This is a genomic window from Propionicimonas sp. T2.31MG-18 (genome assembly GCF_964266745.1).
Taxonomy (GTDB): Bacteria; Actinomycetota; Actinomycetes; order Propionibacteriales; family Propionibacteriaceae; genus Propionicimonas.
On record NZ_CAXWGX010000031.1, the window covers coordinates 25,611 to 37,233 of the forward strand.

Annotated in this window: 15 protein-coding genes; 8 read left to right on the forward strand and 7 right to left on the reverse strand. The window is 72.5% G+C overall.

Going from position 1 to position 11,623, the window contains the following annotated elements:
- The first annotated feature begins 26 nt into the window (after positions 1 to 26).
- Positions 27 to 1,310, forward strand: a complete 1,284-nt coding sequence (locus ACFQQJ_RS17770; protein WP_377108625.1) for an MFS transporter — start codon at positions 27 to 29, stop codon at positions 1,308 to 1,310.
- 19 nt (positions 1,311 to 1,329) lie between these two features.
- Here the strand turns inward: ACFQQJ_RS17770 and hisN are convergent, their stop codons facing one another.
- From hisN to ACFQQJ_RS17790, 4 genes are read right to left on the reverse strand one after another with little or no spacing between them, the layout of a single operon-like run.
- On the reverse strand, positions 1,330 to 2,127 hold the full coding sequence (hisN, locus tag ACFQQJ_RS17775; RefSeq protein ID WP_377108627.1) for a histidinol-phosphatase: 798 nt from the start codon (positions 2,125 to 2,127) through the stop codon (positions 1,330 to 1,332).
- Positions 2,128 to 2,183: 56 nt separating this feature from the next.
- On the reverse strand, positions 2,184 to 3,179 hold the full coding sequence (rsgA, locus tag ACFQQJ_RS17780; protein WP_377108628.1) for a ribosome small subunit-dependent GTPase A: 996 nt from the start codon (positions 3,177 to 3,179) through the stop codon (positions 2,184 to 2,186).
- Positions 3,176 to 4,456: a 3-phosphoshikimate 1-carboxyvinyltransferase gene (gene aroA / locus ACFQQJ_RS17785; protein ID WP_377108630.1), complete on the reverse strand. Its 1,281-nt coding sequence runs from the start codon at positions 4,454 to 4,456 to the stop codon at positions 3,176 to 3,178. The genes rsgA and aroA overlap by 4 nt, the downstream gene beginning before the upstream one ends.
- Positions 4,453 to 5,037 carry a DoxX family protein gene (locus ACFQQJ_RS17790; protein WP_377108631.1) on the reverse strand — a complete coding sequence of 195 codons (585 nt, stop codon included), beginning with the start codon at positions 5,035 to 5,037 and terminating at the stop codon, positions 4,453 to 4,455. Before ACFQQJ_RS17790 ends, aroA begins: the two co-directional genes overlap by 4 nt.
- A gap of 114 nt (positions 5,038 to 5,151) precedes the next feature.
- On the opposite strand from ACFQQJ_RS17790, the gene ACFQQJ_RS17795 reads away from it, so the two are divergent.
- From ACFQQJ_RS17795 to rsrA, 5 genes are all read left to right on the forward strand, one after another.
- Entirely contained in the window at positions 5,152 to 5,364 is a 213-nt protein-coding gene (locus tag ACFQQJ_RS17795) for a DUF2892 domain-containing protein (RefSeq protein ID WP_377108632.1), read from the forward strand.
- 36 nt (positions 5,365 to 5,400) lie between these two features.
- Positions 5,401 to 6,201 carry a sigma-70 family RNA polymerase sigma factor gene (locus ACFQQJ_RS17800; RefSeq protein WP_377108634.1) on the forward strand — a complete coding sequence of 267 codons (801 nt, stop codon included), beginning with the start codon at positions 5,401 to 5,403 and terminating at the stop codon, positions 6,199 to 6,201.
- Between the two features lie 10 nt (positions 6,202 to 6,211).
- Positions 6,212 to 6,901, forward strand: coding sequence for an SOS response-associated peptidase (locus ACFQQJ_RS17805; protein ID WP_377108636.1), 690 nt, complete (start codon positions 6,212 to 6,214; stop codon positions 6,899 to 6,901).
- A gap of 122 nt (positions 6,902 to 7,023) precedes the next feature.
- Positions 7,024 to 7,632 (forward strand): sigma-70 family RNA polymerase sigma factor, encoded by a 609-nt coding sequence (locus ACFQQJ_RS17810; protein WP_377108719.1) that lies wholly within the window; start codon positions 7,024 to 7,026, stop codon positions 7,630 to 7,632.
- Complete coding sequence (gene rsrA / locus ACFQQJ_RS17815) at positions 7,622 to 7,882, forward strand: mycothiol system anti-sigma-R factor (protein ID WP_377108638.1); 261 nt, start codon at positions 7,622 to 7,624, stop codon at positions 7,880 to 7,882. Before ACFQQJ_RS17810 ends, rsrA begins: the two co-directional genes overlap by 11 nt.
- A gap of 84 nt (positions 7,883 to 7,966) precedes the next feature.
- On the opposite strand, the gene ACFQQJ_RS17820 is transcribed toward rsrA, so the two are convergent.
- Positions 7,967 to 8,041 (reverse strand): 50S ribosomal protein bL37, encoded by a 75-nt coding sequence (locus ACFQQJ_RS17820; protein ID WP_377108721.1) that lies wholly within the window; start codon positions 8,039 to 8,041, stop codon positions 7,967 to 7,969.
- Between the two features lie 104 nt (positions 8,042 to 8,145).
- Between ACFQQJ_RS17820 and ACFQQJ_RS17825 the strand changes: the two genes are divergently transcribed.
- Positions 8,146 to 9,597 (forward strand): sensor histidine kinase, encoded by a 1,452-nt coding sequence (locus tag ACFQQJ_RS17825; protein ID WP_377108639.1) that lies wholly within the window; start codon positions 8,146 to 8,148, stop codon positions 9,595 to 9,597.
- 49 nt (positions 9,598 to 9,646) lie between these two features.
- Here ACFQQJ_RS17825 and ACFQQJ_RS17830 read toward each other — a convergent pair whose 3' ends face one another.
- Positions 9,647 to 9,898, reverse strand: a complete 252-nt coding sequence (locus tag ACFQQJ_RS17830; RefSeq protein WP_377108641.1) for a WhiB family transcriptional regulator — start codon at positions 9,896 to 9,898, stop codon at positions 9,647 to 9,649.
- A 209-nt stretch (positions 9,899 to 10,107) separates the two neighbouring features.
- Between ACFQQJ_RS17830 and ACFQQJ_RS17835 the strand changes: the two genes are divergently transcribed.
- Complete coding sequence (locus ACFQQJ_RS17835) at positions 10,108 to 10,533, forward strand: hypothetical protein (protein WP_377108642.1); 426 nt, start codon at positions 10,108 to 10,110, stop codon at positions 10,531 to 10,533.
- Here the strand turns inward: ACFQQJ_RS17835 and galK are convergent.
- On the reverse strand, positions 10,487 to 11,623 hold the full coding sequence (gene galK / locus ACFQQJ_RS17840) for a galactokinase (protein WP_377108644.1): 1,137 nt from the start codon (positions 11,621 to 11,623) through the stop codon (positions 10,487 to 10,489). The two genes, ACFQQJ_RS17835 and galK, sit on opposite strands and share 47 nt — an antisense overlap.

Sequence of the window (11,623 nt, forward strand, 5' to 3'; positions counted from 1 at the left end):
GGTCCGCGACGGTGTTTACTGAGCCGGTGCCCCGCTCGTCCAGCAGCCTCGTGAGCAGCCTGCTCGGGCTGCGCGGGAACGGGCGCGCGTGCGTCTACACCGAGCCCATGTGGGGCCTGTCGATGATGCTGGTGCTGCCGTACGCCTCGGTGTTCATGCTGGCGCTGGGCGTGCACGACGAGCAGATCGGCCTCCTGGCGACGATCTCGATGCTGTCGCAGGTGGTGTTCGGCCTCCTCAGCGGCGTGATCACCGACAAGCTCGGGCGCCGGCTGACCACCGCGGTCTTCGACGTGGTGGCCTGGTCGATCCCGTGCCTGATCTGGGCGGTCGCGCAGAACTTCTGGTACTTCCTGGTGGCCGCGGTGATCAACGGCGCCTGGCAGGTCACGCAGAACTCCTGGGACTGCCTGCTCGTGGAGGACGTGTCCCGCTCCGAGCTCACCAAGGTGTACTCGCTGGTGAAGGCGGCGGGGGAGTTCTCCGCGCTGTTCGCCCCGATCGCCGCACTGCTGGTCTCCCGGTTCGGGCTCGAGCCGGCCGTCCGCCTGCTCTACCTGAACGCCTTCGTGATCATGACCGCGAAGATCGTGATCCTCTACCGCTGGTCCACCGAGACCGCCACCGGACGGCTGCGCCGCGAGCAGACCCGCGGGGTCAGCACGTGGCGGCTGCTGGGGGAGTACCGCGGTGTGCTCGGCCTCATCGTGTCGTCGAAGGGGACGCTGTTCTCGCTGGCGATCGCGGCCATCGTGGGGGCGGTGGCCCTCGTCAACGGCACGTTCTGGCAGGTGGTGATCAACCAGCACCTGTTGGTGCCCGACCCGTTGCTGCCGTTCTTCCCGATGGTCCGCTCGATCCTGTCGGTGCTGTTCTTCTTCACGATCATCCCGCGGCTCACCCACGCCCGGCACCTCCAGCGTCCGACCCTGTGGGGGTTCGGCGTCTACCTGGCGGGCCAGGTGTTGCTGGTCACGATCCCCGCGCCCGCGGGCACGGCGACCCTCTCCACCTACGCCCTGCTCGGCGTCTGCCTGCTGCTGGACGCCTTCGGCGGCAGCATCCTTTTCATGCTGGCCGAGTCGCTGGTCGCCCTGCACGTCGACCAGCACGAGCGCTCACGGGTGATGGCCATCCAGCGCACCTGCGTGATGCTGGTCACCGCCCCGTTCGGCTGGATCTCCGGCTGGCTGTCCGGCATGGACCGCACCTGGCCGTTCGTGCTGACCTCCGGGCTGCTCGTGCTCGGCCTGGCCGTCACGGCCCGGCTGTGGGTGACCACCCACACCGAGCCCTCGCCGGTGGCCTGAGGCACCGGCTCATACCGGCTCAGTCGGCGTCGATGGCCAGGCGGGCCACGACCTCGTCGTGCAGCACGCCGTTGGTGGCGATCGCTCCCGGCCCGTGCGGGCCGTCCCGCCCGTCGAGGTTGGTGAAGCGTCCGCCGGCCTCGGTGACGATCACGGTCAGCGCGGCCATGTCGTGCAGCGCCAGTTCCGGTTCGGCCGCCAGGTCGACCGCGCCCTCGGCCACGAGCATGTAGCTCCAGAAGTCGCCGTAGGCGCGGGTGCGCCAGCAGTCGCGCATCAGGTCGACGAACTGCTGCCCGCGCCCGGACTCGACCCACCCGTTGATCGAGGAGTACGACAGCGACGCGTCCTCGATGGACGACACCGCCGACGTGCGCACCGGCTGGCCCTGGAGCAGCGTCCGGCCGGTGAACGCGCCACCGCCGGAGTAGGCCCACCAGCGCCGCGACAGCGCGGGAGCGGAGACCACGCCCGCCACCACCTCATCGCCCACCATCAGCCCGATCAGGGTGGCCCAGACCGGGACGCCGCGCACGAAGTTCGCCGTCCCGTCGATCGGGTCGATCACCCAGCGCCGCGGGCCCCACCCGGAGTCGTCGCGCTCCTCGCCGTGCACGGCGTCCCGCGGGCGGGTGCGCGACAGCATGGTGCGCAGCGCGTCCTCCACGGCGGTGTCCGCGTCGGTCACCGGCGTGAGGTCGGGCTTGGCCGTGACCCTCAGGTCCGACGCCTTGAACCGGGCGGTGGTGATCGCGTCGGCCTGGTCGGCCAGGACGTGGGCAAGGCGGAGGTCGTCCAGCAGGGCTTGGTCGGGCATGCCCAGCAATCTAGTGGCCGGGTGCCCGATCCGTCGGACGCGCCCCGCCGGGCGGGCTACCCGAACGCCTTCTCCATGCGGCGGAACGACTCGAGGCGCTCCGCCGACAGCCGGCCCTCGGCGACGGCGGTGTCGAGAGCGCACTCCGGGGACGCCGTGTCGTGGCGGCACCCGCGCGGGCAGTCCTCCACGATCTCCGACAGGTCGGGGAAGGCGGCCACGATCGAGTCCGGGGTGACGTGGCTCAGCCCGAACGAGCGGACGCCGGGGGTGTCGATCACCCAGCCGTCGCCGTCGGGAAGGCGCAGCGCGATGGCGCTCGTGGACGTGTGCCGGCCCCGGCCGGTCACCTCGTTGACGTGGCCCACCTGGCGGTCGACCCCCGGGATCAGGGCGTTGACCAAAGTGGACTTGCCGACCCCCGAGTGCCCGACGAGCACGCTGTGGTGACCCCGGAGGGCGTCGCGGAGCTCGCCGAGGTCGGAGCCCGGCTCGACGGCGACCACCGGGAGGCCGAGGGGGCGGTAGGTCGCCATCAGCCCGTCGGGGTCGGCCAGGTCGGCCTTGGTGAGCACCAGCAGGGGCTCGAGCCCCGCGTCGTAGGCGGCCACCAGGATGCGGTCGATCATGCCCACCCTCGGGGGCGGGTCGGCCAGGGCGGCCACGATCACCAGCTGGTCGGCGTTGGCGACGATCGGGCGCTCGAAGGGATCGTCGTCGTCGGCCGTGCGCCGCAGCACCGTCCGCCGCTCCTCGACGCCGACGATCCGGGCCAGCGTCCCCTGGTCGCCGGAGGTGTCGCCCACCAGGCGCACCCGGTCGCCGACGATCACGCCCGTGCGGCCTAGCGTCCGGGCCTTGGTGGCCGTCACCAGCGGTCGGTCTTCCGCCGCGAGGCAGCGGTACCGGCCGCGGTCGACGGTGACGACCGTGGCCACCTCGGCCCGGTCGTAGCTGGGACGGTCCTTGGTGCGCGGGCGCGAGCGGCGTCCGGGCCGCTCGTAGCCGTCGTGGGGGTCGTCGGTGATCCCGTCCCGTCCGGCCCGGCTCACGCGGCGCCGCCCATCAGGCAGGCCCACAGGCCGGGGAAGTCAGGGAGCGTCTTGGTGGTGCACCCCACGTCGTCGAGTTCGACCCCCGGCGTGACCAGCCCGACCAGCGCCGCCGCGTGGGCGAGGCGGTGGTCGGCGTGGGTGGCGAAGGTGCCGCCGTGGCGGGGTGCGGGCGTGATCCGGAGGCCGTCCGCGGTCTCGGTGACGCCGACGCCCAGCCCGGACAACCCCCCGGCGAGCGCGGCGAGCCGGTCGGTCTCGTGCCCGCGGATGTGGGCCACGCCGCGGATCGTGCTCGGCCCGTCGGCGACGGCGGCCAGCGCGGCCACGGCGGGGGTGAGCTCGCTGACGGCGTGCAGGTCCACGTCGGCGCCGCGCACACCGTCGCCGGACACCTTCACCCGGCGCTCCCCGGACGCGGTGGTGTCGAAGCTGATCCGTGCGCCGAAGGCTGCGAGCACCTCCAGCAGCTCGTCCGCCGCCTGCACGGACGCCTGCGGCCAGGCGGTCGTCAGCTCGCCGCCGGTCACGAGCGCCGCGGCGAGGATGGTGGCGGCGTTGGTGAGGTCCGGCTCGACGGTCTCGTCGACCGCGGCGATCGGCCCGGGCTCGACCCGCCAGGTGGACGACTCCGTCCGCTCGACCCGGACGCCGCGGCGCCGCAGCAGCGCGCACGTCATCTCGATGTGGGGCAGCGAGGGGAGCGGGCCGCCGGCGTGGGTGACGGTGACACCGTCGGGGAACCGGGCCCCGGCCAGCAGCAGGGCAGAGACGAACTGGCTGGTCGGGCTCGCGTCGAGGGTGACCGTTCCTCCGCGGAACACCGGCCCGCCGGCCACGGTGAACGGCAGCGCGGGCGGGTCGCTGACGGTCGCGCCGAGCGCGGCCAGTGCTCCCAGCAGCCCGGCCACCGGACGAGCGGAGGCCGCCTCGTCGCCGACGAAGCGGGTGGGCGTGGCCGACAGCGCCGCCACCGGCGGCAGGAACCGCAGCACGGTGCCGGCCAGGCCGCAGTCGACGGTGCCACCCCCGGTCACGGCGTCCGCGGGGACGACGCGCACCCGGGTGGCGGAGACGTCCTCGATCCGGGCACCCAGCGCGGTGAGCCCCGCGCGCATCAGGGCCGTGTCGCGGGAGTCGAGCACGCCGTCGATCAGCGACGGGGCGTCGGCGAGCGAGGCGAGCAGGAGGCTGCGGGCGCTCGCGGACTTCGATCCGGGGACGACCACGTGGCCGCGCAGCGGGGACGTGGCGACCGGGGCCGTCCAGGGGATCAAGAAAGCACGCCCTCCACGCTCTTGCGAGCCTTGCGCACCGAACGGCGGGCGATCCGTGCCGCGTCCTCGGCCGCTCCGCGGGCGTCGCGCTCGAGCTCGGCCTTGCGGCGGGCGGCGTCCTTGGCGAGCAGCTGCTTCTGGGTGCGCAGGCGCCAGGCCAGGGTGGGCTTGCCCTCGGTGTCCTGGGCGGCCAGCAGCACGCCCCCGAGCAGCGCCACGTTCTTGGACAGCAGGGCGCGGGTCGTGGCCTTGTCCGGCCCCTTCAGGGGGTTCGTCGCGAGGACGTGCGGAACCATCGTGGCGGCGAGGATGCCCGCCCCGCAGCGCCGTCCCAGCCCCGTGGCGAGGCTGAGGCCACCGACCACCTGGAGCGCCCCGGTGAGCTTGACCAGACCGGCGGTGTCCTCGGGCAGGTAGCCCCGCACCGACTCGGGGACGGTCGAGGCCACCAGGGGCAGCACCTTGTCCGCGACCGGCTCTGCGGCGGGCACCAGCTCCTCGGGGTGCTGGATCGCCTTGATGCCGTTGATCACGAAGTAGCTGGCGAGCATCGACCGGGCGACGAAGCGCAGAAGACTCATGCCCTATTACTACCCCGATCGACACCGGGTGCCAAGCGCGTCCCGATCGCGTGTATCCCTTCGGCCCGCCGGCGCGTCAGTGCTGGTGAGGAAACCCGAGGAGAGGAAACGGTCATGACGACCAACGTGGGAAGCACCGACAAGATCATCCGGATCGGCCTGGCGGCGGTCGCCGCACTGATCGCCGTGCTCACCGGAGCGGGCACGGTGGGCGGCATCCTGCTGTTCGTGGTGGCCGGCGTGCTGCTGGTGACCGCACTGGTGGGCTTCTGCCCCCTGTACCGGCTGTTCGGGGTGAACACGTGCAAGGTCCCTTCGGCGAAGTGAGCGGGGACGCGCCGTCGGACGGCTAGATTTCGAGCCGTGCAGGAACTGGGGGAGCGAGTGGCCGGCGAGGTGCCGGGCCTGCTGCGGTACGCCCTCCTGCTGACCCGGGACCGCGAGGCGGCCGAGGACCTCGTCCAGGACACGGTGGTCAGGGCGCTGGAGCGCGCCGACCAGTTCCGCGGGGAGGCGTCGGTGGCCACCTGGCTGCACCGGATCATGTTCACCCGGTTCGTCGACGGCACCCGTCGGACGGCGCCCGAGCTGCGGGCGGAGGAGGAACTGGTCGACGCGGTCGAGGCCGCCTGGCGCGACGACGCCTACACGGTCGCCGCGGAGGTCGTGATCGAGCGGGCCGAGCAGCGCGAGGAACTGCGGGACGCCCTGCTCCGCCTGCCCGTCGCGTACCGGACGGCCGTCGTCCTGCACGACGTCGAGGGTCTCACCGCCCGCGCCGTGGCCGAGGTGCAGGGCGTCTCGCTGGCGGCGTCCAAGCAGCGGATCCGGCGGGGACGGGAGATGCTCGTCTCCGCCCTGGCGCGCGGCGCCGAGCGGCGGGCGGCGCTGACCGGGGTGCCGCTGAACTGCTGGCAGGCGCGCAGCCGCATCGACGACTACCTGGCCGGCGAGCTGGGCACCCGCGAGCGCACCCGCCTCGAGGCGCACCTGGCCGGCTGCCCCACCTGCCCTGCCCTGTACGCCGGCATCGTCGGGGTGACCGCTGCCCTGGGCGGCCTGCGCGACCCGGACTCGGTCGTGCCGCCGCGCCTGGCAGGACGCGTCCGGGAGGCCCTGGGCGCGTCCGGTGCGCACCGGCCGGGTGTCGGGGGCACGGCGTAGGGTCGGTGCCATGTGCGGACGCTATGCGCTGTCGCAGGCGGGGGAGGACCTCGAGGAGTACTTCGAGATCGACGAGGTGGCCGGACCCCTCCCCGGCCCCGACTACAACATCGCCCCGACCGACCCGGTGCCGGCGGTGTTCGAGCGCGACCGGCCGGGCGGCCGCGCCCGCGTGCTGGCCGGGGTCCGCTGGGGACTGGTGCCGTCGTGGGCGAAGGACGCCTCCGGCGCGGCGCGGCTGATCAACGCCCGCATGGAGACCGTCGCCGAGAAGCCCGCCTTCCGCAAGGCGTTCGCCTCCCGGCGGTGCCTGCTGCCCGCCGACGGCTACTACGAGTGGTATCCCGTTCAGGTGGGCGGCAGGCCGGCGAAGCAGCCCTACTTCATCCGGCCTGCGGGGGGTGGGTTGTTCGTGATGGCCGGGCTCTACGAGTTCTGGAAGGCGCCCGACGGGCAATGGCTGACGACCGCCACGGTGATCACGACCTCCGCCGCGGACGAGGTCGGCCACATCCACGACCGGATGCCGCTGGCGGTGACCAGGGAGAACTGGGACGCCTGGCTCGACCCCTCCTTCGCCGGGGACGCCCGGGGCCTGCTGACGGTGCCCGCGCCGCAGCTGGAGGCCTACCCGGTGTCGATGGCCGTGAACAAGGTGGCGAACGACGGGCCGGAGCTGATCGTGCCGCTGGCGGAATAACCGCCGCCGTCACACCCGTTGAGGAGGGCGTGATCGACACCCTGGACCCGGCCGCCCGCCTCGCCGTCCCCGGGACCCGTCGTGAGCACCCGCTAGGCTCGTTCGTGATGAACCTGCCAACCATGCCCGAGGCGACAGACCTCGACCGGCCGGAGACCGACCAGGAGCGTGCCGAGCGGTTCGAGGGCGAGGCCCTCGCCTACCTCGACCAGCTCTACGGCGCCGCCCTGCGGATGACGCGCAACCCGTCCGACGCCGAGGACCTCGTCCAGGAGACCTACGCGAAGGCGTACGCCTCGTTCCACCAGTTCACGCCCGGCACGAACCTCAAGGCCTGGCTGTACCGGATCCTGACGAACACCTTCATCAACACCTACCGCAAGAAGCAGCGCCAGCCGCAGACGTCCGGGCAGGAGGTCGAGGACTGGCAGCTCGCCCGCGCGGAGGCGCACACCTCGACCGGGCTCCGCTCGGCCGAGATGGAGGCGCTCGACCGCATGCCCCACTCGGCGGTGACCGACGCGATGAACGCCCTGTCGCCGGACTTCCGGCTCGCCGTGTACCTCGCCGACGTGGAGGGCTTCTCGTACAAGGAGATCGCCGAGATCATGGGCACCCCGATCGGCACGGTGATGTCGAGGCTGAACCGTGGACGCAACCAGCTGCGTGCCTCCCTCGCCGATTTCGCCCGTGAGCACGGCCTGATCGGTGGTGACCGCGATGATGCATGAGTTCGAGGACTGCACGGAGGTGCTGCAGCACCTCTACGAGTTCCACGACCACGAGCTCACCGAGGAGGAGGCGGACGAGATCCGCGCCCACCTGCTCGCCTGTGAGCCGTGCCTGGACCACTACCAGGTCGAGGACGCCATGCGCCTGCTGATCCGCAAGTGCTGTTCGGAGGAGAAGGCGCCCGACACCCTCCGGCTGCGCGTGCAGGCCACCTACACCCGCACCGTGGTGATCACCGAGACCGACTGAGCGCGGCGGATCCGCCGGCTCGCGTCCCCGGGAATGACGAAACCCCCGCCCACGGGCGGGGGTTCGACGTTCCGGCGGCGATCCTCAGGCGTTCGGGCGCTTGCCGTGGTTAGCAGCGCTCTTCCTGCGGGAACGGCGCTTACGGCCACCCTTACCCATCGTGGTCTCCTAGCAGTCGACGTTTCGGCGCGTCGATCGACGCGAGGGCCCATTCTGCCAGCCCCTGCCCGGACGGTCCAACCGGAGTCAGTAGGGTGGCGGGCATGGAGACGATGGAGCAGGTGATCAGGCGCCATTGCGTTCTCACCGACGAGGACTGCCAGTGGCTCACCCAGCTCGTCGACGAGTGGTCGCTGCTGGCCGACCTGGCGTTCGCCGACCTGATCCTGTGGGTGCCCGACAGCGACCCGAACGTCTTCTGGGCGTGCGCGCAGGTGCGTCCGACCACCGGCCCGACCTCGCTGGAGGACGACGTGGTGGGGGAGGAGATCGCCTACGACCCCGAGCACCTGGTGACCGAGGCGTTCCTGTCCCAGCAGATCAGTCACACCAGCGGCAACAAGCTCCACGCCGGCATCCCGGTCGACGTCCAGGCCATCCCGATCATCAAGGGCGACCAGGTGCTGGGCGTCGTCGAGATGCACACCAACCAGATGGGCGTGCGGGCACCGGGCGCGCTCGAGGACGCCTACCTCGAGGCGGCGCAGGTCATCGCCGGCATGGTGCACCGGCACGAGTTCCCGCTCGGTGGCGACCGGCGGGTGCCGTGGGTGTCACCGCGGGTCGGCGACGGCATGATCCGGGTGGCCCCGTCGGGCCAGATCGTCTTCGCCAGCCCCAACGCGCTGAGCGCGTACCGCCGCCTCGGCCTGGCCAGCGACCTGTACGGCGAGGACTTCGTCGCGGTCACCCGCTCGCTGCTGAAGGAGCGCACGCCGGTGGACCGTCCGCTGGCCGCGACGCTGGTCGGCCGCGGGTCGTCCGAACTCGACCTGGAGACGAGCACGGCCAACGTCCGCCTCCGAGTGCTCGCGCTGACGTCCGGCGACGGGCCGGACGGGCTGCTCGTGATGTGCCGCGACACGACAGAACTGCGCTCGCGCGAGCGGCAGCTCGTCACCAAGGACGCGACCATCCGCGAGATCCACCACCGCGTGAAGAACAACCTCCAGACGGTGGCCGCGCTGCTGCGACTGCAGGCCCGCCGCATCGCCTCCCCCGAGGCCAAGGGCGCGCTGAACGACGCCATGAAGCGGGTGGCGGCCATCGCGGTCGTCCACGAGATCCTCAGCCAGGCGTTCGACTCCGCGGTGAAGTTCGACGACGTGGCGGACCGGCTGCTGCGGATGGTCGGCGACGTGGCCGCCACCGGCGGCAAGGTGCGGATGGTGAGGCAGGGGTCGTTCGGCTACGTGCCGGCGGACGTGGCGACGAGCCTCTCGCTCGTGCTCACCGAGCTGTGCCAGAACGCCGTGGAGCACGGCCTGCGCGACCAGTCGGGCGAGGTGCTGGTGCGCCCGCAGCAGCAGGACGGCGAGCTGGTGGTGGAGGTGGTCAACCACGGGGAGCCGCTGCCCGAGGGCTTCCGGATCACCAGCTCGACCAGCCTCGGGCTGTCGATCGTCAGCACCCTGGTCGCCGACCTGGGCGGGGAGTTCTCACTGGCCTCGGAGGACGACGCCACCACGGCGACGGTCCGGGTTCCCCTGATCTGAGAGGCCCGCTCCACGGGCCGGTCGGGGCGCCGCTCGGGCGCGGGAGTGGTCAGCTGTTGCGGACGCGCATGCGGGCGGCGCGGCGCTTCATGGCGCGGCGCTCGTCCTCGCTGAGCCCGCCCCACACACCATGGTCCTGTCCGGCGTCCAGCGCCCACTGCAGGCAGGCCTCGCGCACCTCGCAGCGTCGACAGACCTTCTTGGCCTCGGCGATCTGCATCAAGGCGGGTCCGGTATTGCCGATCGGGAAGAACAGCTCCGGATCCTCGGTCAGGCAGGCAGCCCTGTGGCGCCAGTCCATGAAGTAACACTCCTTGAGTAGGTGGGCCGGAAAACGGCGGTAGGCCCGATGCAGACCTCACCGGGCGCTGCGACAAAGCACACGCCCGGCGTCCAGACTGACAACTGTAGCTTGCCAGCACAAGATCCCCGCGTGTTTTTGCACATGTGCCGCGGCGTGGCTCGCCCCGATGCACGGACCGCCCGGAGCCCGGCGCTACGCTGGCGCGCATGCCCGGCACCGCTCCCGAACGCCCGCTGCCCCTCGTGGTCGCGGTGGTCGGCGCCGCCCTCGCCGGGGTGGCGCTGGTCGTCCTCGCGATCGCCTCGCTCGCCGCAGGGCACGGCAGTTTCAGCGGTGGTGTCGGCCTGGTGCTCCTCGTCTACGGGGCCGCCATGCTGGCCGCCGCCTGGGGCCTGTGGCGCCGGAGCCTGTTCGGCCGGGGGCCCGTCGTGGCGTTCTCGCTGCTCAACCTGGCCGCCGGCGTCACCTTCACCGGCTCGTCCGGGTGGCTGTGGCTGGGGGTCGCGGTGTCCGCGGTCACGGCGGTCGCCGCCGCGCTCCCCGCGACTAGCGCAGCCCTCCACCTGCGGCGCGAGCCGGGGCAGGTCAACGAACTCGGCGAGCCCCTGCCGAGGGACGACCGAGGAAGGTGACGGGCTGCGGCAGCCCTGCGGCGGCGAAGGCCGCGATCACCGCCTCCGACACCGCGTCCACCCGGTCCGCGGACACGAGGGCCAGCACGCAGCCGCCGAAGCCGCCACCGGTCATCCGCGCCCCCAGTGCGCCCTCGGCCAGAGCGACCTCCACCGCCAGGTCGACGCTCGCCTCCGTGATCTCGTAGTCGTCGCGCATGGACGCGTGCGACGCCGTCATCAGCCGCCCCAGCCCGGGGTAGTCGCCCGCGGCGAGCGCCGTCATCGCGTCCAGCACCCGCTGGTTCTCGGTGACGACGTGGCGGACACGCCGTCCGGTCTGCTCGGGGAGGCGCGCCAGGGCATCGTCGAGGTCGGTGACGTCACGAAGGGCCGGGACGCCGAGGAGGCGGCACGCCTCCTCGCAGCTGGCCCGCCGCGCGGCGTACTCGCCGTCCACATGGCTGTGCCGGGTGCGGGTGTCGATCACGAGGATCTCCAGCCCGGCCGCGGTGACCGCGAGCGGCACCTGCTGCGTCTCCAGGGTCCGGCAGTCGAGGAACAGGGCGTGGTCGGCGACGCACAGGGTGGACGCCGCCTGGTCGAGCAGTCCGGTGGGCGCGCCGACGTAGGCGTTCTCCGCCACCCGGGCGAGCTTGGCCCTGTCCATCGGCGCGATGTCGAGGCCGTTGAGGTCGGCGAGCGCGGTGAGGGCCGCGCACTCGATGGCCGCGGAGGAGGACAGTCCAGCGCCGAGCGGCACGTCGGAGGTGAGGACAAGGTCTGCACCAACGACCTCGTGGCCGGCCTCCCGCAGCGCCCACACCACGCCGGCCAGGTAGGAGTGCCAGCCCGGGGTGCCCGGCACCAGCTCGTCCAGGCCGAGTTCGACGGTGTCGTCGAGGTCGACCGAGCGGAGCCGCCACCGTCCGTCCGTGCGCGGGGACGCGGCCAGGAACGCGGCCTGCGGCAGGGCGAACGGCAACACGAACCCGTCGTTGTAGTCGGTGTGCTCGCCGATCAGGTTGATCCGGCCGGGTCCGGACCAGACCCCGACGGGATCGGTGCCGGTGAGTGCGCGGAACGCGCCCGCCGCCTGGTCGGTGAGCAC